General features: G+C 72.4%; 15 protein-coding genes and 4 pseudogenes. 14 read left to right on the top strand and 5 right to left on the bottom strand.

The window, feature by feature from the left end; all coding sequences use genetic code 11:
- Positions 1-11 precede the first annotated feature (11 nt).
- From trpM to lgt, 5 genes are all read left to right on the top strand, one after another.
- Positions 12-227, top strand: a complete 216-nt coding sequence (gene trpM, locus ACFW6P_RS08900; RefSeq protein WP_386353672.1) for a tryptophan biosynthesis modulator TrpM — start codon at positions 12-14, stop codon at positions 225-227.
- A 56-nt stretch (positions 228-283) separates the two neighbouring features.
- Positions 284-1,570 (top strand): tryptophan synthase subunit beta, encoded by a 1,287-nt coding sequence (gene trpB / locus ACFW6P_RS08895; RefSeq protein ID WP_386353674.1) that lies wholly within the window; start codon positions 284-286, stop codon positions 1,568-1,570.
- The gene (gene trpA / locus ACFW6P_RS08890; RefSeq protein ID WP_386353676.1) at positions 1,567-2,385 is read left to right on the top strand and encodes a tryptophan synthase subunit alpha; all 819 of its coding nucleotides are present in this window, start codon (positions 1,567-1,569) and stop codon (positions 2,383-2,385) included. Before trpB ends, trpA begins: the two co-directional genes overlap by 4 nt.
- 86 nt (positions 2,386-2,471) lie before the next feature.
- Entirely contained in the window at positions 2,472-3,248 is a 777-nt protein-coding gene (locus tag ACFW6P_RS08885) for a DsbA family protein (RefSeq protein WP_386423266.1), read from the top strand.
- 84 nt (positions 3,249-3,332) lie between these two features.
- Entirely contained in the window at positions 3,333-4,316 is a 984-nt protein-coding gene (lgt, locus tag ACFW6P_RS08880) for a prolipoprotein diacylglyceryl transferase (RefSeq protein WP_386423264.1), read from the top strand.
- 63 nt (positions 4,317-4,379) lie between these two features.
- Here lgt and ACFW6P_RS08875 read toward each other — a convergent pair.
- The 3 genes and pseudogenes from ACFW6P_RS08875 to ACFW6P_RS08865 all read right to left on the bottom strand — a co-directional run.
- Positions 4,380-4,811, bottom strand: a pseudogene (locus ACFW6P_RS08875) (aldolase/citrate lyase family protein); the annotation flags it as partial.
- Positions 4,792-6,009, bottom strand: a pseudogene (locus tag ACFW6P_RS08870) (ADP-ribosylglycohydrolase family protein); the annotation flags it as partial. The pseudogenes ACFW6P_RS08870 and ACFW6P_RS08875, both read right to left, overlap by 20 nt.
- A gap of 94 nt (positions 6,010-6,103) precedes the next feature.
- Positions 6,104-7,150, bottom strand: a complete 1,047-nt coding sequence (locus ACFW6P_RS08865; protein WP_386423262.1) for an ADP-ribosylglycohydrolase family protein — start codon at positions 7,148-7,150, stop codon at positions 6,104-6,106.
- A 228-nt stretch (positions 7,151-7,378) separates the two neighbouring features.
- Here ACFW6P_RS08865 and ACFW6P_RS08860 point away from each other — a divergent pair, with 228 nt between their 5' ends.
- The 3 genes from ACFW6P_RS08860 to ACFW6P_RS08850 all read left to right on the top strand — a co-directional run bounded on the left by ACFW6P_RS08860 (position 7,379) and on the right by ACFW6P_RS08850 (position 14,586).
- Positions 7,379-8,110: a VIT1/CCC1 transporter family protein gene (locus ACFW6P_RS08860; protein WP_386353684.1), complete on the top strand. Its 732-nt coding sequence runs from the start codon at positions 7,379-7,381 to the stop codon at positions 8,108-8,110.
- Between the two features lie 412 nt (positions 8,111-8,522).
- Positions 8,523-13,130, top strand: a complete 4,608-nt coding sequence (gene gltB / locus ACFW6P_RS08855) for a glutamate synthase large subunit (protein ID WP_386353686.1) — start codon at positions 8,523-8,525, stop codon at positions 13,128-13,130.
- On the top strand, positions 13,123-14,586 hold the full coding sequence (locus ACFW6P_RS08850; RefSeq protein ID WP_386353688.1) for a glutamate synthase subunit beta: 1,464 nt from the start codon (positions 13,123-13,125) through the stop codon (positions 14,584-14,586). Before gltB ends, ACFW6P_RS08850 begins: the two co-directional genes overlap by 8 nt.
- 117 nt (positions 14,587-14,703) lie before the next feature.
- On the opposite strand, the pseudogene ACFW6P_RS08845 reads toward ACFW6P_RS08850, so the two are convergent.
- Positions 14,704-15,132: pseudogene (locus ACFW6P_RS08845) on the bottom strand (ABC transporter ATP-binding protein); the annotation flags it as partial.
- Positions 15,133-15,151: 19 nt separating this feature from the next.
- Between ACFW6P_RS08845 and ACFW6P_RS08840 the strand changes: the two are divergent.
- The 3 genes and pseudogenes from ACFW6P_RS08840 to ACFW6P_RS08830 all read left to right on the top strand — a co-directional run.
- A pseudogene (locus tag ACFW6P_RS08840) lies at positions 15,152-15,414 on the top strand (ATP-binding cassette domain-containing protein); the annotation flags it as partial.
- Positions 15,415-15,427: 13 nt separating this feature from the next.
- Positions 15,428-16,162: a vWA domain-containing protein gene (locus ACFW6P_RS08835; RefSeq protein ID WP_386353690.1), complete on the top strand. Its 735-nt coding sequence runs from the start codon at positions 15,428-15,430 to the stop codon at positions 16,160-16,162.
- A 119-nt stretch (positions 16,163-16,281) separates the two neighbouring features.
- Positions 16,282-17,937: a cytochrome bc complex cytochrome b subunit gene (locus ACFW6P_RS08830; protein ID WP_386353692.1), complete on the top strand. Its 1,656-nt coding sequence runs from the start codon at positions 16,282-16,284 to the stop codon at positions 17,935-17,937.
- Positions 17,938-18,034: 97 nt separating this feature from the next.
- Here ACFW6P_RS08830 and ACFW6P_RS08825 read toward each other — a convergent pair whose 3' ends face one another.
- On the bottom strand, positions 18,035-18,922 hold the full coding sequence (locus tag ACFW6P_RS08825; protein ID WP_386353694.1) for a hypothetical protein: 888 nt from the start codon (positions 18,920-18,922) through the stop codon (positions 18,035-18,037).
- A 129-nt stretch (positions 18,923-19,051) separates the two neighbouring features.
- Here ACFW6P_RS08825 and ACFW6P_RS08820 point away from each other — a divergent pair, with 129 nt between their 5' ends.
- From ACFW6P_RS08820 to ACFW6P_RS08810, 3 genes are all read left to right on the top strand, one after another.
- Positions 19,052-19,495, top strand: a complete 444-nt coding sequence (locus ACFW6P_RS08820) for a GNAT family N-acetyltransferase (protein WP_386423260.1) — start codon at positions 19,052-19,054, stop codon at positions 19,493-19,495.
- A gap of 45 nt (positions 19,496-19,540) precedes the next feature.
- Complete coding sequence (locus tag ACFW6P_RS08815; RefSeq protein ID WP_386353698.1) at positions 19,541-19,891, top strand: chorismate mutase; 351 nt, start codon at positions 19,541-19,543, stop codon at positions 19,889-19,891.
- A 125-nt stretch (positions 19,892-20,016) separates the two neighbouring features.
- Positions 20,017-20,580: a two-component system response regulator gene (locus ACFW6P_RS08810; protein WP_386353700.1), complete on the top strand. Its 564-nt coding sequence runs from the start codon at positions 20,017-20,019 to the stop codon at positions 20,578-20,580.
- Positions 20,581-20,671: the final 91 nt, after the last annotated feature.

Raw genomic sequence — 20,671 nt, 5'->3', positions numbered from 1 at the left:
GGCTTGACCCGATGACTGCCACCCTGACGACCGTGGACCGGTACGCCCGCCTCGCGCGCGGCTGCCGCCCCCGCGGCTGCCGCGCGCCCGCACGCCGGGTCCACGGCCGCCGCGTCCGCTACGTCATCGGTGACGAGCCGGGCCAGGTGAACGGCATGCGATGGCAGCGCCCCCTCAGGGGCGCGGGGAACTGCGCGACCGGCCCGGACGGGCCCGCAGCCCACTGACCCTCCCCGCCCCCACGGCGATCAGTGATCCACACCCACTCACCGTGAGGTTCCGCATGCCCAGCCAGTTCTTCGTCCCCGACCCCGAGGGTCACACCCCGAACCCCGAAGGCTACTTCGGGGCCTTCGGCGGCAAGTTCATCCCCGAGGCCCTCGTCGCCGCCGTCGACGAGGTGGCCGTCGAGTACGACAAGGCCAAGCACGACCCCGAGTTCGCCAGGGAACTCGACGACCTCCTGACCAACTACACCGGCCGCCCCTCGGCACTGACCGAGGTGCCGCGCTTCGCCGAGCACGCCGGTGGCGCCCGTGTGTTCCTCAAGCGCGAGGACCTCAACCACACCGGCTCCCACAAGATCAACAACGTGCTCGGCCAGGCCCTGCTCACCAAGCGCATGGGCAAGACCCGGGTCATCGCCGAGACCGGCGCCGGCCAGCACGGCGTCGCCACCGCCACCGCCTGCGCGCTCTTCGGCCTCGAGTGCACGATCTACATGGGCGAGATCGACACGCAGCGCCAGGCCCTCAACGTCGCCCGCATGCGCATGCTCGGCGCCGAGGTCATCGCCGTGAAGAGCGGCAGCCGCACGCTGAAGGACGCCATCAACGAGGCCTTCCGCGACTGGGTCGCCAACGTCGACCGCACGCACTACCTCTTCGGGACGGTCGCCGGGCCCCACCCGTTCCCGGCGATGGTCCGCGACTTCCACCGGGTCATCGGCGTCGAGGCCCGCCGCCAGCTCCTGGAGCGCGCCGGGCGCCTGCCCGACGCCGCGATCGCCTGCGTCGGCGGCGGCTCCAACGCCATCGGCCTGTTCCACGCCTTCATCCCCGACGAGGGCGTCCGCCTCATCGGCTGCGAGCCCGCCGGGCACGGCGTCGAGACCGGCGAGCACGCCGCGACCCTGACCGCGGGTGAACCCGGCATCCTGCACGGCTCCCGCTCCTACGTCCTGCAGGACGACGAGGGCCAGATCACCGAGCCGTACTCCATCTCGGCGGGTCTGGACTACCCGGGCATCGGCCCCGAGCACTCCTACCTGAAGGACTCCGGCCGCGGCGAGTACCGCGCGGTCACCGACGACGCGGCCATGCAGGCCCTGCGCCTGCTGTCCCGTACCGAGGGCATCATCCCGGCCATCGAGAGCGCCCACGCCCTCGCCGGCGCCCTGGAGGTCGGCAGGGAGCTGGGCGCGGACGGGCTGATCGTGGTCAACCTGTCCGGCCGCGGCGACAAGGACATGGACACCGCCGCCCGCTACTTCGGCCTCTACGACACCGACGCCGAGGTCGCCGCCGACGCGGACACCGACACCGCCGAGATCGAGGGGGACGCCAAGTGAGCGGCAACATCGAGCTGTTGGGCGACACCCTCGCCGCGGCCAGGTCCGAAGGGCGCTCGGCGCTCATCGCCTACCTCCCGGCCGGCTTCCCGACCGTGGACGGGGGCATCGAGGCGATCAAGGCCGTCGTCGACGGCGGCGCCGACGTCGTCGAGGTGGGCCTGCCGCACAGCGACCCGGTCCTCGACGGCCCCGTCATCCAGACCGCCGACGACATCGCCCTGCGTGGCGGCGTCAAGATCGCCGACGTGATGCGCACGGTCCGCGAGGCGCACGCCGCCACCGGCAAGCCGATCCTCGTGATGACCTACTGGAACCCCATCGACCGCTACGGCGTCGAGCGGTTCACCGCCGAGCTGGCCGAGGCGGGCGGCGCGGGCTGCATCCTGCCCGACCTGCCCGTGCAGGAGTCGGCGCTGTGGAGGGAGCACGCGGACAAGCACGGCCTCGCCACCGTCTTCGTCGTCGCCCCCAGCAGCAAGGACGAGCGGCTCGCGCGGATCACCGCGGCCGGCAGCGGATTCGTCTACGCGGCCTCCCTCATGGGCGTCACCGGCACCCGCGCCAGCGTCAGCTCACAGGCCCGGGACCTGGTGGAACGCACCCGGGCCACGGGCACGGACCTGCCGGTCTGCGTCGGGCTCGGAGTCTCCACGCCCGCCCAGGCCGCCGAGGTCGCGGGCTTCGCCGACGGCGTGATCGTCGGCTCGGCGTTCGTCAAGGCGATGCTGGACGCCCCGGACGAGGCGGCCGGGGTCGAGGCCGTGCGCGCGCTCGCGGGTGACCTGGCCCAGGGCGTGCGCGGACGGGCGTAGGAAAGCCGGAAGTCATACAGGTCCCTCGTACGGGTGGACCTGGGACCGGGGAGGCGCGGTGCGCCTCCCCGGTTCGTTTCCGGGGTGTGAGCGACAAGAACCGTGAGGGAAAGCGCACCGCCCGCCAGCGGCTGGCGGAGGAGCGCGAGAAGCAGAAGTCCGCGGAGAAGCGCCGGCGCGCGCTGATCGTGGGCGGCGCCGTCGTCGCCGTCCTGGGACTCGCGGCGGTGATCGGCGTCGTCGCGGCCAACGCCGGCAAGGAGGACGACAGCGAGGCGTCGGGTCCGGTGGTGGCCCCCTCGGGAGCCCAGGGCAAGGACGGCCTGGCCATTCCGGTCGGCAAGGACAGCGCCAAGTCCACGCTCACGGTGTGGGAGGACTTCCGCTGCCCCGCCTGCAAGTCCTTCGAGACGGCGTACCGGCCGGTGATCCAGGAGCTGACGAACGCCGGCCAGTTGAAGGTCGAGTACCACCTCGTCACCCTCATCGACGGCAACATGCGCGGCAGCGGCTCCCGCAATTCGGCCAACGCCGCCGCCTGCGCCCAGGACGCCGGCATGTTCCCCGCGTACCACGACGTGCTCTTCGACAACCAGCCCCCCGAGGTCGACGACGCCTACGCCGACAACGACAAGCTGATCCAGCTGGCCGGGAAGGTCGACGGCCTGGACACCCCGGCCTTCCGCGCCTGCGTCGAGGACGGCACGCACAACGCCTGGGTGGCCAAGTCCCACCAGGCCTTCAGCAAGGGCGGCTTCTCCGGCACGCCCACCGTGCTGCTCGACGGCAAGAACATCTACCAGGACCGCACGATGACCCCGGCGAAGCTGAAGCAGATGGTCCAGGAGGCGAATCAGGGGTAAGGGGGATTCTCACCCCCCTGTTATGGACCCGTAGCCGGGCCGCCCGCCCCGGGCCCGGTCCGGCACGGTAGCGTCGACCTTGCCATGGAACTTGCCTTCATTCCCAGCCCGTCGCGCGGGGTGCTGTACCTCGGCCCCGTTCCGCTGCGCGGCTACGCGTTCTGCATCATCATCGGCGTCTTCGTCGCCGTCTGGCTCGGCAACAGGCGGTGGGTCGCCCGGGGCGGGCGGGTCGGCACGGTGGCCGACATCGCCGTCTGGGCCGTGCCGTTCGGTCTGATCGGCGGCCGGCTCTACCACGTGATCACGGACTACCAGCTGTACTTCAGCGAGGGCTGTGACTGGGTGGACGCCTTCAAGATCTGGGAGGGCGGTCTCGGCATCTGGGGCGCGATCGCGTTCGGCGCGCTCGGCGCCTGGATCGGCTGCCGCCGCCGGGGCATCGCCCTGCCCGCCTACGCGGACGCCGTCGCGCCGGGCATCGCCCTCGCGCAGGCGGTCGGCCGGTGGGGCAACTGGTTCAACCAGGAGCTGTACGGCAAGCCCACCGACCTGCCGTGGGCCCTGGAGATCACCTCCTCGTCGGACGGGCGGATCCCGGGCACGTACCACCCGACGTTCCTCTACGAGTCCCTGTGGTGCATCGGTGTCGCGGTCCTGGTCATCTGGGCCGACCGCCGCTTCCGGCTGGGCCACGGGCGGGCGTTCGCGCTGTACGTCGCCGCGTACTGCGCGGGCCGGGGCTGGATCGAGTACATGCGCGTCGACGACGCCCACCACGTGCTGGGCCTGCGGCTGAACGTGTGGACCGCGATCCTGGTGTTCCTGCTCGCGGTCACCTACCTCGTGGTCTCGTCCCGGATGCGCCCGGGCCGGGAGGACGTGGTGGAGCCGGGTGCGGCCGCCACCGGCGGTGAGGCCGACGGCACCGAGAAGGCCGACGCCGCCGGCGAGGACGGCGGGCCCGCGCACGGGACCGGGGCCGACGAGCCCGGGAGCGGGGCCGACGCCGAGGCGGGCCTGAGGGACGAGGCGAAGAACGGGGCCGGGTCGGGGAAGAAGCCCTGACGGCCCGCCGGATCACGTGACACGCCGAAGGCGCCCGGAGATGCTCCGGGCGCCTTCGGCGTGTCACGGGCGGCGGGCCAGAAGCAGGGTGCGCCGGGCCGCCGCCACCACCGCCGCGTCCACGAGACGGCCGTCGGGAAGGGCCTGGGCCCCCGGCTGCGCGGCGGCCGCCTTGAGCACCGTCTCGGCCTGTTCGACCTCCTGCCCGGTCGGCAGGTAGGCGCGCTCGATGACCGGGAGCTGGCGGGGGTGGATCGCGGCGCGGCCGAGGAAGCCCAGGGCGCGTCCCCGGGCGCAGCCGGCGGCCAGCCCGTCCAGGTCGTGGACGTCGGGGTGGACCGACTGCGGCGGCGGGGGCAGGCCGGCGGCCCGGGCGGCCACGATCACCCGGGAGCGCGACCAGTGGAGGCCCGAGTCCTCGCCCGCGCCCAGGTCGTTGCGGAGGTCCGTCTCGCCGAGGGAGATGCCCCGGAGGCCCGGGTGGGCGGTGGGGATGCGCGGCTTCCAGGAGTCCGGCGAGTTCCACGAGGTCGGTGCCGGTGAGGCGGGGGAGGACGCAGCCTGAGAGGGTGCGGCAGGTCCGGCGCCAGGAGCCCGGCACGGACGCGCCGCCGCCCAGCGCCCCGGTGAGGGCCGGGGCGGAGTCCGCGACGCGGGACAGGCAGGCCGCGGCCGGGACCGCCTCCGCGATGCGTCCGCGGGCGGCGGCGGCCAGGGCGAGGGCCACGGGGACGGTTTCGGCGGCGGCGATGCCGTAGCTGTAGACGTGGTCGACGATCTGGTGTTCCAGGGGCGGGACCAGGGCGAAGGCGCTGTCCGCGTCGGCGGCCAGGCGCAGGGCGTGGCGGGCGTTGCGGCCGATCTCCGTCTCCTCGGGGAGTTCGCCGAGGGCGGCGGTGACGCGGGCGCCGACGTCCGCGCCGGCCAGGGCGAGGGCGAGGGCCGCCGCCATGGCGCGGGCGCCGTGGACGCCGTCGCCGTCCTGGGTGTAGCGGGCGTCGAACTCGGCGAGCCCGGCGGCGCGGTGGGGGTCGCCGGGGTGGGCCACGGCCAGGACGCAGGCGCGTACGCAGGCCGCGTCGTCGAAGTAGTGCGGGTTGTCGTGGCCGGTGGCGGGCGGGCGCAGACCGGCGGCGAGGTTGCCGAGGCCGGCGCGGACGGAGATGCGGGCGCGCAGGGGGAGGACGGCGGACTCGACCTCCGGGGCGCGGTCCGCCGCGGCGGCCACCTCACCGGCGACGGCGTTCCAGGTGAGGTCGAGGGCGGCCCGGGTGCGGCGGTCCCGGTCGTCCAGGACCGAGTCGCCGCCGGCGAGGAGGAGGGCCTCCGCGGCGAAGGCGGCCCACTCGGCGTCGTCGGAGGGGCCGAGGCGGAGGGGTTCGGGGGGCTGGTTCAGGGCGATGGGGACGGGGAGCGTGGTGGTCGCGTTGTGTTCGGCGAAGGTGTCGAGTTCGCGGGTGAGGCGGCGCGTCCAGTCGGGCATGCGGGCGGCCCGGTGGCGGGCGGCGGGCCAGCCGGCGGCGTCGCCTGCGGCCAGGCCGAGCAGGAGGCCTTCGGTCCGTCCACCGGCCCCGGCTTCGCCTTCGGCCGCCGGGTCTCCCACCCGCGCACCGCCGGTGACTGTCACCCGAGAGGTCCTGGTCTCCCGTGGGGCGACCTCGCCGTCGGCGGCCGCCGGTTCGTGTGCCGTCATGGAGGAGTGTCCGTTCTGCCCGTGACCGTGGCCCGAGGGGGCCTGCTCTCCCGGGGAGGGTTCTCGCCGCTGGCGGCCGCCGGTTCGTGTGCCGTCATCCCGCCGTCTCCGTTCCGTCGGGCGCCAGGACGAAGTCCGCCGGGGACGGGCACGCGTCCTCGGCCGGCGTCAGGAGGTCCGCCACGTCCAGGACGTGGTAGCCCGCCATCGCCGGCAGGCAGCGGCCGCGGACCGGGCCGATGGGGGCGGCCCAGGCCGGCGGGATCGCCGAGACGCCCCGGGTCGCGCCGGCCAGGGCCCCCGCCACCGCCGCCGTCGTGTCCGCGTCGCGGCCCATGTTCACCGCGGTCAGCACGGACTGCGCGAAGTCGCCGTCGGCCGCCGCGTAGGCGCCGAACGCCAGGGCGACCGCCTCGGGGGCCAGGTCGGTCCAGGGGTAGCCGCCGATGACGGCCGCCGAGCGCACCGCGCGTTCGCCGCGGTGGGCGGCCGTCACCGCGCGGCGCAGGCTGCGGGCCGTCCAGGAGTCGTCGGGGACGGCCGCGAGGGCCGCGGCCACCACCGCGACGGTCGGGACGCCCGCCATCGCCGCCGCGACCGCCTGACCGCCGTAGATGCCCTCGCCGTCGTGGCTCACCGAGCCGTCGATCGCGGCGAGCCGGGCCGCTTCGGCGGGGCGGCCCGCCGCGAACACCCCGAAGGGGGCCGCGCGCATGGCCAGCCCGTCGCTCCAGGCGTGCCGGTGCTGGGCGGAGATCGGCGCGGCCAGGCCCCGGCGGAGGTTCTCCAGCGTGCCGCGCTCACTGAAGCCGGCCCCGCGGAAGGGACCCTCGTCGCGGTCGGCGATCCACTCGTGCCAGGCCGCTTCCACATGGGCCGGGGTGAGGGCGGAGCCGTGGCGGGCCAGCAGCAGGCCGGAGAAGATCGCGTACTCGGTGTCGTCCGTGCCCGCGGGCTCCTGCGCCACGTACCCGGTGATGCGCCCCCAGCGGGCGCGGATCTCGGAGGGCTTCAGGTTCTCGGCCGGGGCCCCGAGGGCGTCGCCGACGGCCAGGCCCAGCAGGGCGCCCCGCCCCCGGGCGCGCAGTCCGGTGGCGCCGCCGGGCGCCGGTACGGAGGAGATGCGGGCGGTCGATGCCATACGGCATGTGTCCCACCCCGGCGACGGCCCCGAGCCTCACGGGCCCCAGCATCACCCGGTCGACATCTGGGCAGCATAATGATCAATTGAGCGGACAACGGTAAAACCCCAGCTTAGCGCAGCCTTTCCTTGCTGGCGGCCCGGGAATCAGCGGCGTAGTTTGAGAGTTATAAAAAACTGGAACTTGTCCAAAGTGCCGTGTCCGGCGGCGGGGAGTGGGGATCTTTCATGGCCATCATCGACACCGAGGCGACGCTGCACGAGGCGCACCGGGACAACCACACCCACCGGGACGTGAACGGCGGCTGGCTGCGTCCCGCGGTGTTCGGGGCGATGGACGGCCTGGTCTCCAACCTGGCCCTGATGACCGGTGTCGCGGGCGGCGCGGTCGGTCAGCAGACCGTCGTCCTCAGCGGACTGGCCGGCCTGGCCGCCGGCGCCTTCTCCATGGCCGCCGGAGAATACACCTCCGTCGCCTCGCAGCGCGAGCTCGTCGAGGCCGAGCTGGCCGTGGAGCGGCGCGAGCTGCGCAAGCACCCCAAGGACGAGGAGGCCGAGCTGGCCGCGCTCTACGAGGCGCGGGGCGTCGAGCCGCGGCTGGCCCGGGAGGTCGCCCGGCAGCTGTCGAAGGACCCCGAGCAGGCCCTGGAGATCCACGCCCGGGAGGAACTGGGCATCGACCCCGGAGACCTGCCCTCGCCCACCGTCGCCGCGGTGTCCAGCTTCGGCTCCTTCGCGCTGGGCGCGCTGGTCCCGGTGCTGCCCTACCTGCTGGGCGGGAGCAGTCTGTGGCCCGCCGTGCTGATGGCGCTGCTCGGGCTGTTCCTGTGCGGTGCGCTGGTGGCGAGGGTGACCGCGCGCAGCTGGTGGTACAGCGGTCTGCGGCAGCTTCTGCTGGGAGGCGCGGCGGCCGGTGTGACGTACGCCCTGGGCGGCCTGTTCGGAACGGCCGTAGGATAGCGCGGCTCGCACTCCTGCGTTGAGCCGTACGAACGGACGTTACCCGCTGGTTTCAGACGCGTGACCACCGGGCATGAGCCGTAAGCACTGTGGGCAACGAGGCTCACCGTGCACCTCGGCGGGGTGGGCGAAGGCGCCCCTCCCGCCCCCAGGGCCGACGGAAAGAGATCCGACCGATCACTCCGGGCGGTCCCTCCACAGCTTCCAGTGCTGGCGCGGAACCCCCACCGCGAACCCGCAGTGTCCGCATGCTGGAACGGATTATCTTGGTTTCCGAGAACCGCTCCATCATGTAACCTGCACGAAATTTTGCGATCACGCGAGGGCCAACGTCGTCCCTCGGCACTTGCTCCCCCAGCGCCTCAACGGCCTGGGAGGTGCCCCCAGCCACCTGACGACGACGGGAGAGCCGATGCGTACGCCGCGCCAGCCGTCCCAGCACTCCGCGAATGGCCGGAACTGGTCCTTCATGGATGCTCGCCCTGCTGCGCAGGGTATGTACGACCCCCGCAACGAGCACGACGCCTGCGGCGTCGGCTTCGTCGCCACCCTTACCGGCGAGGCGTCCCACACGCTGGTCGAACAGGCTCTGACCGTTCTGCGCAACCTCGAACACCGCGGTGCGACCGGCTCCGAACCCGACTCCGGCGACGGCGCCGGCATCCTGTCGCAGGTCCCGGACGCCTTCTTCCGCGACGTGGCCGGATTCGAACTGCCCACGGCCGGCGCCTACGCCGTCGGCATCGCCTTCCTGCCGGAGGACTCCGCCGCCGAGGCCGTCTCGCGGATCGAGACGATCGCCTCCGACGAGGGCCTGACCGTCCTCGGCTGGCGCGAGGTGCCGGTCGCCCCCCAGCTGCTGGGCGCCACCGCCCGTTCGACCATGCCCGCCTTCCGGCAGCTCTTCGTCGCCGACCCCGCCGCGGCGCCCGCCACGGGCATCGCCCTCGACCGCAAGGCCTTCGTGCTGCGCAAGCGCGCCGAGCGCGAGGCCGGCGTCTACTTCCCGTCGCTGTCCGCGCGGACCATCGTCTACAAGGGCATGCTGACCACCGGCCAGCTGGAGCCCTTCTTCCCGGACCTGTCCGACCGCCGCTTCGCCTCCGCGATCGCGCTCGTGCACTCCCGGTTCTCGACGAACACCTTCCCGTCCTGGCCGCTGGCACACCCCTACCGCTTCGTCGCGCACAACGGTGAGATCAACACCGTCAAGGGCAACCGCAACTGGATGGTGGCCCGCGAGTCGCAGCTCGTCTCCGACCTGTTCGGCTCCGACGGCAAGGCCATCGAGCGGATCTTCCCGGTCTGCACCCCGGACGCCTCCGACTCCGCCTCCTTCGACGAGGTCCTGGAGCTGCTCCACCTCGGCGGCCGCTCCCTGCCCCACTCGGTGCTGATGATGATCCCGGAGGCGTGGGAGAACCACGACTCCATGGACCCGGCCCGGCGTGCCTTCTACCAGTTCCACTCCACGATGATGGAGCCCTGGGACGGCCCGGCCTGCGTCACCTTCACCGACGGCACCCAGGTCGGCGCGGTCCTCGACCGCAACGGCCTGCGCCCCGGCCGCTACTGGGTCACCGACGACGGCCTCGTCGTCCTCGGCTCCGAGGTCGGCGTGCTGGACATCGACCCCTCCACGGTCGTCCGCAAGGGCCGCCTGCAGCCCGGCCGCATGTTCCTCGTGGACACCGCCGAGCACCGCATCATCGAGGACGACGAGATCAAGGCCGAGCTCGCCGCCGAGAACCCCTACCAGGAGTGGGTGGAAGCCGGCGAGATCGAGCTGTCCGACCTGCCCGAGCGCGAGCACATCGTCCACAGCCACGCCTCGGTCACCCGCCGCCAGCAGACCTTCGGCTACACCGAGGAGGAGCTGCGCGTCCTCCTCGCCCCGATGGCCAAGGCCGGCGCCGAGCCGATCGGCTCGATGGGCACCGACTCGCCGATCGCCGCCCTGTCGGACCGCCCCCGGCTGCTCTTCGACTACTTCACGCAGCTGTTCGCACAGGTCACCAACCCGCCGCTGGACGCGATCCGCGAGGAGCTGGTCACCTCCCTGCGCTCGTCGCTGGGCCCGCAGGGCAACCTGCTCGACCCGAACGCGGCCTCCTGCCGCAGCGTCCTGCTGCCCTTCCCGGTCATCGACAACGACGAGCTGGCCAAGCTCATCCACATCAACGCCGACGGCGACATGCCCGGCTTCAAGGCCGCGACCCTGTCCGGCCTGTACCGGGTGCACGGCGGCGGGGACGCGCTGGCCGCGCGGATCGCGGAGATCTGCGCCGAGGCCGACGCCGTCATCGAGAACGGCGCCCGCCTGATCGTCCTGTCGGACCGGCACTCCGACGCCGAGCACGCGCCGATCCCGTCGCTGCTGCTCACCGCGGCCGTCCACCACCACCTCATCCGCACCAAGCAGCGGACCCAGGTGGGCCTGCTGGTCGAGGCCGGCGACGTCCGCGAGGTCCACCACGTCGCCCTGCTCATCGGCTACGGCGCCGCCGCGGTCAACCCGTACCTGGCGATGGAGTCCGTCGAGGACCTGGTCCGCGCCGGCACCTTCCTGCCCGGCATCGAGCCCGAGCAGGCCATCCGCAACCTCATCCACGCCCTCGGCAAGGGCGTGCTGAAGGTCATGTCCAAGATGGGCATCTCGACCGTCGCCTCCTACCGCGGCGCCCAGGTCTTCGAGGCCGTCGGTCTCGACGACGCCTTCGTCGCGAAGTACTTCAACGGCACGGCCACCAAGATCGGCGGCGTCGGCATCGACGTCATCGCCAAGGAGGTCGCCGCCCGGCACGCCAAGGCCTACCCGGCCTCCGGCATCGCCCCGGCGCACCGCGCGCTCGACATAGGCGGCGAGTACCAGTGGCGCCGCGAGGGCGAGCCGCACCTGTTCGACCCGGAGACGGTCTTCCGCCTCCAGCACTCCACGCGCTCCGGCCGCTACGACATCTTCAAGAAGTACACCGAGCGCGTGAACGAGCAGTCCGAGCGCCTGATGACGCTGCGCGGCCTGTTCGGCTTCAAGTCCGACCGGAAGCCCATCTCCATCGAGGAGGTCGAGCCGGTCTCCGAGATCGTCAAGCGCTTCTCCACGGGCGCCATGTCGTACGGCTCCATCTCGCAGGAGGCGCACGAGACCCTCGCCATCGCCATGAACCAGCTGGGCGGCAAGTCCAACACCGGTGAGGGCGGCGAGGACCCGGAGCGCCTCTACGACCCGGCGCGCCGCTCCAGCATCAAGCAGGTGGCGTCCGGCCGGTTCGGCGTGACGAGCGAGTACCTCGTCAACTCCGACGACATCCAGATCAAGATGGCCCAGGGCGCCAAGCCCGGCGAGGGCGGGCAGCTGCCCGGCCACAAGGTCTACCCGTGGGTCGCCAAGACGCGGCACTCGACGCCCGGCGTCGGCCTGATCTCGCCGCCGCCGCACCACGACATCTACTCCATCGAGGACCTGGCCCAGCTGATCCACGACCTGAAGAACGCCAACCCCCAGGCGCGTATTCACGTCAAGCTGGTCTCCGAGGTCGGCGTCGGCACGGTCGCCGCGGGTGTCTCCAAGGCGCACGCGGACGTGGTGCTCATCTCCGGCCACGACGGCGGCACCGGCGCCTCCCCGCTCACCTCGCTGAAGCACGCGGGCGGCCCCTGGGAGCTGGGCCTGGCCGAGACCCAGCAGACGCTGCTCCTCAACGGCCTGCGCGACCGCATCGTCGTGCAGACCGACGGCCAGCTGAAGACCGGCCGCGACGTGGTCATCGCCGCGCTGCTCGGCGCCGAGGAGTTCGGTTTCGCGACCGCGCCGCTCGTCGTCTCCGGCTGCGTCATGATGCGCGTCTGCCACCTCGACACCTGCCCGGTCGGCATCGCCACCCAGAACCCGGTGCTGCGCGAGCGCTACTCCGGCAAGGCCGAGTACGTCGTCAACTTCTTCCAGTACATCGCCCAGGAGGTCCGCGAGATCCTGGCCGAGCTGGGCTTCCGCTCCATCGAGGAGGCCGTCGGCCACGCCGAGGCCCTCGACGTCACCCGCGCGGTGAACCACTGGAAGGCGCAGGGCCTGAACCTGGAGCCGCTGTTCCACGTGCCCGCGCTGCCCGAGGGCGCCGTGCGCCACCAGGTCGTCGCGCAGGACCACGGCCTGGAGAAGGCGCTCGACAACGAGCTGATCAAGCTCGCCGCGGACGCCCTGGCCGCCTCGGACGCCACCGAGGCCCAGCCGGTGCGCGCCCAGGTGCAGATCCGCAACATCAACCGCACGGTCGGCACCATGCTCGGCCACGAGGTGACCAAGAAGTTCGGTGGCGCGGGCCTGCCCGACGACACCATCGACATCACCTTCACCGGCTCCGCCGGCCAGTCCTTCGGCGCGTTCGTGCCGCGCGGCGTCACGCTGCGCCTGGAGGGCGACGCCAACGACTACGTCGGCAAGGGCCTCTCGGGCGGCCGGATCGTCGTCCGCCCGGACCGAGCGGCCGACCACCTCGCCGAGTACAGCGTCATCGCCGGCAACACCATCGGCTACGGCGCCACCGGCGGCGAGATGTTCCTGCGCGGCAAGACCGGTGAGCGGTTCTGCGTCCGCAACTCCGGCGCGACGGTCGTCTCCGAGGGCGTGGGCGACCACGGCTGCGAGTACATGACCGGCGGTCACGCGGTGGTGCTCGGCGAGACCGGCCGCAACTTCGCGGCCGGCATGTCCGGCGGCATCGCCTACGTCGTCGACCTCGACCGGGACAGCGTCAACGCCGGCAACCTGGACGCCGTCCAGGCGCTGGACGACACCGACAAGCAGTGGCTGCACGACGTGGTCCGCCGCCACCAGGAGGAGACGGGCTCCACCGTGGCCGAGAAGCTCCTGGCCGATTGGGACACCGCCGTCGAGCGCTTCAGCAAGATCATCCCCAGCACGTACCAGGCAGTGCTCGCCGCCAAGGACGCCGCCGAGCGAGCCGGTCTCTCCGAGACCGAGACCCACGAGAAGATGATGGAGGCGGCGATCAATGGCTGACCCGAAGGGCTTCCTGAACCACGGGCGCGAGGTCGCCACGTCCCGCCCCGTCGAGGAGCGCGTCCGGGACTGGAACGAGGTCTACGTCCCCGGCTCGCTGCTGCCGATCATCAGCAAGCAGGCCAGCCGCTGCATGGACTGCGGCATCCCGTTCTGCCACAACGGCTGCCCGCTGGGGAACCTCATCCCCGAGTGGAACGACTACGCCTACCGCGAGGACTGGGCGGCGGCCTCCGAGCGCCTGCACGCGACGAACAACTTCCCGGAGTTCACCGGCCGCCTGTGCCCCGCTCCGTGCGAGTCGGCGTGCGTGCTCGGCATCAACCAGCCGCCGGTCACCATCAAGAACGTCGAGGTCTCGATCATCGACAAGGCGTGGGAGACCGGGGACGTCGCCCCGCAGATCCCGGAGCGCCTGTCGGGCAAGACCGTCGCCGTCGTCGGCTCGGGCCCGGCGGGCCTGGCCGCCGCCCAGCAGCTGACCCGGGCCGGCCACACCGTCGCCGTCTACGAGCGCGCGGACCGCGTCGGGGGCCTCCTCCGGTACGGCATCCCCGAGTTCAAGATGGAGAAGCGGCACATCAACCGCCGTATCGAGCAGATGCGCGCGGAGGGCACCCGCTTCCGCACGGGTGTCGAGATCGGCCGCGACCTGAAGGCCACGGACCTGAAGAAGCGCTACGACGCGGTCGTCCTGGCCGTCGGCGCGACCACGGCCCGCGACCTGCCGGTGCCCGGCCGCGAGCTCAAGGGCATCTACCAGGCCATGGAGTACCTGCCGCTGGCCAACAAGGTGCAGGAGGGCGACTTCGTGGCGCCCCCGATCTCGGCCGAGGGCAAGCACGTCGTGGTCATCGGCGGCGGCGACACCGGAGCGGACTGCGTGGGTACCGCCCACCGCCAGGGCGCGGCCTCCGTGACGCAGCTGGAGATCATGCCCCGCCCGAACGACGAGCGGCACCCCGTCAGCCAGCCCTGGCCGACCTTCCCCTTGCTGTACAAGGTCACCTCGGCCCACGAGGAGGGCGGCGAGCGCGTCTACTCGGTCTCGACGACCCACTTCGAGGGCGACGCGGACGGCAACGTGCAGTGGCTGCACCTCACCGAGGTGGAGTTCGTCGACGGCAAGCTGACCCAGAAGCCGGGCACGGAGCGCAAGATCCCCGCCCAGCTGGTCACCCTCGCCATGGGCTTCACCGGCACCGACCGCGACAACGGCCTGGTCGAGCAGTTCGGCCTCGAGCTCGACGAGCGCGGCAACATCGCCCGCGACGCCGACTTCCAGACCAACGTGCCGGGCGTGTTCGTCGCCGGTGACGCCGGCCGCGGCCAGTCGCTCATCGTCTGGGCGATCGCCGAGGGCCGCTCGGCCGCCCGCGGGGTGGACCGCCACCTCACCGGCGTCAGCGAGCTGCCGGCGCCGATCCGTCCGACGGACCGCGCCCTGGCGGTCTGACGGCCCGGCGAGAAGACGTCCCGTACAAAGGCGTACGGAACACAGGCAGCGTCTGCCCCACTGTCCCCGACCGGACGACCGGGCAGGCGCTGTCGCACGTCCGCGGCCGTCCTCCGCTCAGCCGCCCGCGTCCCGGCGTCCGGCGTCCGGCCACACCTGGATGCGGTCCTCCGCCAGCTCCGGCAGCACCCGGTCCGCCGTGTCCAGGGCGGCCGTGTACTCGGACGGCAGCTGGAGGCGGCCCGCACGGTCGAGCATCGCGAACTCACGCGCCATCAGGGACTCCTGTCCCGTGCCGTCCACCTCCGTGCGGCGCAGCACCTCCGTCGAGGTGCGGCCGTCGCGGAGGGCGACCGTACGGCGGACCTCGCCGGCGACCGCCTGGTCGTGCGTCACGATGACGGTCGTGGTGCCCAGTTCCTCGTCGGCCCGGCGGAACGCCGCGAAGAGCTGCTGCCCCGTCGCCGAGTCCAGTCCGCCGGTCGGCTCGTCGGCGAGCAGCACCGCGCGGGAGTTGGCGAGGGCGACGGCGATCGCGACGCGCTGTGGTCTGACCGGACACGAGGCGCGACGGCCCGCCGAGCTGTCCGGCGGGCAGCAGCAGCGGGTCGCCATCGCCCGTCCCCGGCCAACCGCCCGGCGCTGCTGCCCGCCGACGAGCCGACCGGGCAGCTCGACGCCGCCACCGGCCCGGCCGTGACGGAGCTGCTGCGGGCGGTCGTCCGCAGCGAGGGCGTCACGGCCCTCGTCGCCGCCCACGACCCCCAGTTCCTCACTCTGGCCGACCGGGTGCTGGAACTGAGTGACGGAGTGGCCGTCGAGGGGTGAGAGGGTGGGGGCCATGACCGCGATCAGTCTGCGCAAAGTTGAAGAGACCGCCCCCGCCCTGGTGAACCTCTACAAGACCGCCGGCGTCTCCCTCACGAAGCACGGCCTCCACGGAACACGGGCCGCGGTCTACCTCGTGGTCGACCACTCCGGTTCGATGAAGCCCTACTACAAGGACGGCAGCGTGCAGGCGCTCGCCGACCGGGTGCTCGGGCTGTCGGCGCACCTCGACGACGACGGCACCGTGCCGGTGGTGTTCTTCTCCACCGACGTCGACGCCGTCACCGACATCGCGCTCGCCGGCCACCAGGGGCGGATCGAGCGGATCGTCGCCGGGCTCGGGCACATGGGCAGGACCAGCTACCACCTGGCCATGGACGCCGTCATCGACCACTACCTCGACAGCGGGACGGCCGAGCCCGCCCTGGTCGTGTTCCAGACCGACGGCGGCCCGATCAACAAGCTCGCCGCGGAACGCTACCTCTGCAAGGCGGCCCGGCTCCCCCTGTTCTGGCAGTTCGTCGGCTTCGGCGACCCCCACAGCAAGCAGTTCGACTTCCTGCGCACGCTCGACGAGCTGGCCGTGCCCGGCAAGCGGGTCGTCGACAACGCCGGGTTCTTCCACGCGGGTGAGGACCCGCGGAAGGTCTCCGACGCCGAGCTGTACGACCGGCTGGTGGGGGAGTTCCCGCAGTGGCTCGCGGCCGCCAGGGCCGAAGGGATCGTCCGGGACGGCGGCGGCCGCTGAGCCGCCGGCTCCCCCGACCCGGCCACCCCGCCCCTTGGCCCGGACGGCGGCACGCCCCGCTTGCACGGCCGCCGCACCGTGCCACGCTGGGGAGGAATCCGACGGGGAGGTGACGACGCATGGGCGACGACGGCGCACGACGGGTGTACGGGACGGCCTCCGCACGCGGGGAGCCGGCCCCGGGCAAGGGCGAGCGGCTCGCCGACTGGGCGGACGGCCGGCTCGGGCTCTACACCCTGGCCAGGGCCAACCTGCGCAAGGTCTTCCCGGACCACTGGTCCTTCATGCTGGGCGAGGTCACGCTCTACAGCTTCGTCGTCCTGATCCTCACCGGCGTCTACCTCACCCTGTTCTTCGAGCCGAGCATGCAGGAAGTCGTCTACAACGGCTCCTACACCGAACTCAACGGCGTGCGCATGTCCAGGGCGTTCGCATCCACCCTGGACATCAGTTTCGACGTGCGCGGCGGGCTGCTCATCCGGCAGATCCACCACTGGGCGGCGCTGGTCTTCATCGCCGGCATGCTGGTGCACATGATGCGGGTGTTCTTCACGGGCGCCTTCCGCAAGCCGCGCGAGCTGAACTGGGTGGTCGGCTGGACCCTGCTGCTGCTCGGCATCATCACCGGCCTGACCGGCTACTCCCTCCCCGACGACCTGCTGTCCGGCACCGGCGTCCGCTTCGCGCACGGCGCGATCCTGTCGATCCCCCTCGTCGGGACGTACGTGGCGTTCTTCCTCTTCGGCGGGGAGTTCCCGGGCGAGGACATCGTCTCGCGGTTCTTCCCGGTCCACGTGCTGCTGCTGCCCGGGATCATGCTGGGCCTGGTCACCGTCCACCTGATCCTGGTCTTCTACCACAAGCACACCCAGTTCCCGGGCCCCGGCCGCAAGGAGCGCTCGGTGGTCGGGATGCCCTTCCTGCCGGTCTACATGGCGAAGGCAGGCGGGTTCTTCTTCCTCGTCTTCGGCCTCCTGGCGATCATGGGCGGCATCGCCCAGATCAACCCCGTGTGGGCCTTCGGCCCCTACCGCCCCGACCTGGTCACCACCGGGGCCCAGCCCGACTGGTACCTCGGATTCTCCGAGGGCCTGATCCGGGTGATGCCGGGATGGGAGATCAACCTGTGGGGCCACACCCTGGTCCTCGGGGTGTTCATCCCCTTCGCCCTCTTCCCGCTGGTCCTGCTCGCCCTCGGCGTCTACCCCTTCATCGAGGCGTGGATCACCGGCGACGAACGCGAGCACCACCTCCTCGACCGGCCGCGCAACGCACCCGTGCGCACCGGCCTCGGCGTGGCATGGCTGGCCCTGTACGCGGTCCTGCTGATCGGCGGCGGCAACGACATCATCGCCACCCACCTGCACCTGTCCATCAACGTGATCACCTGGTGCGTGCGGATCGGCGTGTTCGTGCTGCCGGTCGCCGCCTTCATCGTCACCAAGAAGGCCTGCATGGGCCTCCAGCGCCGCGACAAGGCCAAGGTGCTGCACGGCAGGGAGACGGGCACCGTCACACGGCTGCCGCAGGGCGAGTACATCGAGGTGTACGAGCCCCTCTCCCAGGCGCAGCTGTTCACCCTCACCCAGCACGAGCAGCCCCCGCCGTACGAGATCGGGCCCGAGACCGACGCGCGGGGCGTCCGCCGCAGGACCAAGCTGTCCGAACGGCTGCGCGCCCGCCTCGCGCACGCCATGTACGGACCCGACGCACGTATCGGGAAACCGACGGTGGAGGAGTACCGGGAGATCACCGGCGGCGACCACCCCCCCTGATGGCCGGCGGGCAGCCGGGCCGGTGTGTGGTGCGGCGCTCCTCCAGCCCCACTGAGGCCCCACCGGCAGCCCGACCGGCACGCGGTCCGGCGCCCCCCTACGTGTCGCACTCCAGCACGCTCCGGCACAGCGCGCACCGCGCCCGCACCCTGCCGCGCACCGGCACCCTGATCCGCTGCTGGCACGTGGGGCAGGGGAACGACACCCGCAGCCGCCCGACCCCGTCCGGCGAGAACGCGTACCGCACCCCCGGCTGCGGCGGCCCCGACGGCGCGTGCCGCCGGTCCCGGGCGTACCGGCGCCGCCCCGCCCATCCGGCCGCGGTCAGCGGCGGCTGCTCCCCGTCCCGCCGGGCCAGCTCCCGGCCCTTGACGTACGCCGTGTACGCCTGCGGGCTGGTGAACCACACCGACGGGTCCTCCCCGAACCGCAGCGCCCGCTTGGCCAGCACGTACCCGAACTCCTCCGGGGTCAGATACCCCAGCTTCTGCGACGACGTCGCGTCCTGGCGGAAGGCGTCCAGCAGCAGCCACCCCGCGCCCAGGTACGTCGTCGCCGTGTCGGTGAGGACCTCGTTGTCCCGCACGCCCGGGAACGACAGGTCCAGACGGTGCAGGTACACGTGCATCACCTCGTGGGCCAGCGCCGCCCCGATGTCCCGCCGATGCGTACGGAACCGGTCGTTCAGCTCCACGAAGTACTCCGGGCCGGCCGCGAGCTCGACGTTCGCCGCGTGCCGCATCTCCCGGAAGCTCACGATCAGGCGGGCCTCGGGAAGCCGGTAGTGCCGCACCAGCTCGCGCGCCACCCGCTGCGCCCCCAGATACAGGTCGTCCGTGTCGCAGAACGCCACGTCGGCGGGGAGCACACTCGTCGAGAACGTGTGGATCGTGTCGTACGACAGACGCCTGTACAGCGCCGTGATGGCCGCCCGCACCGTCTCCAGATGCGGGTAGCCGTGCTCGACCGGCCCGTCGTTCGTCACGCGTCACCCCCAGGACGCCCAGAACCCGGTTCCACTGTACGAGCGCCGGGCCCGCGGCGGGCGGCCCCGGACGCGGCCGAAACCGGTCGCCGCTGCCCGCGGGCACCGGCACAGTCCGGGCCGTGAACGGTGAGCCGGAGGCCGCCGCCTCCCTGCGGGTGGGCGGCCGGGGACGACGACCTCGACCGGCGGCTCGACGACGAGCTGACCGCGTACAACACCGCCGCCGCCGACGGCGCCACCACCGAGCCCCTCTCGGTGCGCGTCACCGACGCGGCCGTCGAGCTGCTGGGCGGGCTCACCGCCTGGACCTGGGGCACCCCGTGCTCGGTCGACATGCCGTGGGTGCGCGGCGACCAGCGGCACGCCGACTGGGGGAGCCGCCTGATGCGCGCCGCCGAGGACGAGGCCGTCCGGTGCGGCTGCACCGACATGATCGTCTCCACGTACACCTTCCAGGTGCCCGGCTTCTGCCCGCGGCCCGGCTACCGGGAGAACGCCCGGATCCAGGGGGTACCCGGCGGGCACGAGGACGCGTACTTCGACGAGCGGCTCGGCCCGGCCGAGGTGTGAGACGGCCCGCTGCCGGCCGCCGTGATCCCCTTAGGCTGACGACCCATGACCACCAGCGACACCGGTACCGGCGACGTCGACCCCGCCGTCCGCGCGGAGCTCGCCCGGCTGCGCGACAGCATCGACAACATCGACGCGGCCGTCGTCCACATGCTCGCCGAGCGCTTCAAGTGCACCCAGCAGGTCGGCCACCTCAAGGCCGAGCACCACCTGCCGCCCGCCGACCCGGCCCGCGAGGCCCGCCAGATCGCCCGGCTGCGCGCACTCGCCGAGGACGCCAAGCTCGACCCGGCGTTCGCCGAGAAGTTCCTCAACTTCATCGTCGCCGAGGTCATCCGCCACCACGAGCGCATCGCCGACGAGACGCTCAACGGCTCCACGACGGCCGGCGGCTGACCAGGGGGCGTGACAAGGCGGCCCGCGCGCGGCATGCTGCGCTGTGCACAGCATGTCAGCTGACGAGCACTGCGCGTCAGTGTCCCGGACTACTCTGGTCCTCCACGAGGGAGGGGCGTCGGGCCATGCCGTCGGATACCAGGATCCTCATCGTCGACGACCGTGAGGACACGCTGTACGCACTGGAGAGCGCCCTGGCCCCGCTGGGCCACCGGCTCGACCGGGCCACCAGCGGCGACCAGGCGCTCAAACAGGTCCTGCGCGGGCAGGTGGGCCTGGTGCTGCTCGACGTGTGCATGCCGGGCATCAGCGGCCTGGAGGTCGTGCGCTACATGCGGCGCGTCGAGCAGACCCAGCACATTCCGGTCATCCTGCTGACCGGTTTCGGCGCCGACCACGAACTGACCACCGCCGCCCTCGGCCTCGGCGTCGCCGACCTCCTCATCAAACCCGTGGACCCCTGGGCCCTGCGCACCAAGGTCCGCTACCTGTACGACAGCCACCGCCGCCACCTCGCCCTGCAGGAGGAGATACGCCGGCTGCGCACACTCGTCCGGGAACAGGAGCGGGAGCACGCCGAGACCACCGCACACCCCCCGCGCCCCGCGCTGCCGCACCCGGACGCGCGCGTGCCGCCCCAGCGCCCCGCCGGAGCGCACGCCGGGGAGTTCGAAAAGGACCGCACCTAGACGAGTGAGTCCTATGTCTGGGCTGGTGCGCGGGCATGAAGAGAGGGCGTTCAAGATCATGTTGTGACGCAAGACCTGAACACCCTCTTGA

This window comes from Streptomyces sp. NPDC058741 (assembly GCF_042746715.1).
In the GTDB taxonomy this organism is placed as follows: Bacteria; Actinomycetota; Actinomycetes; order Streptomycetales; family Streptomycetaceae; genus Streptomyces.
Note: the sequence above shows the minus strand (reverse complement) of the source record. Positions and strands in the feature narration are given on the sequence as shown.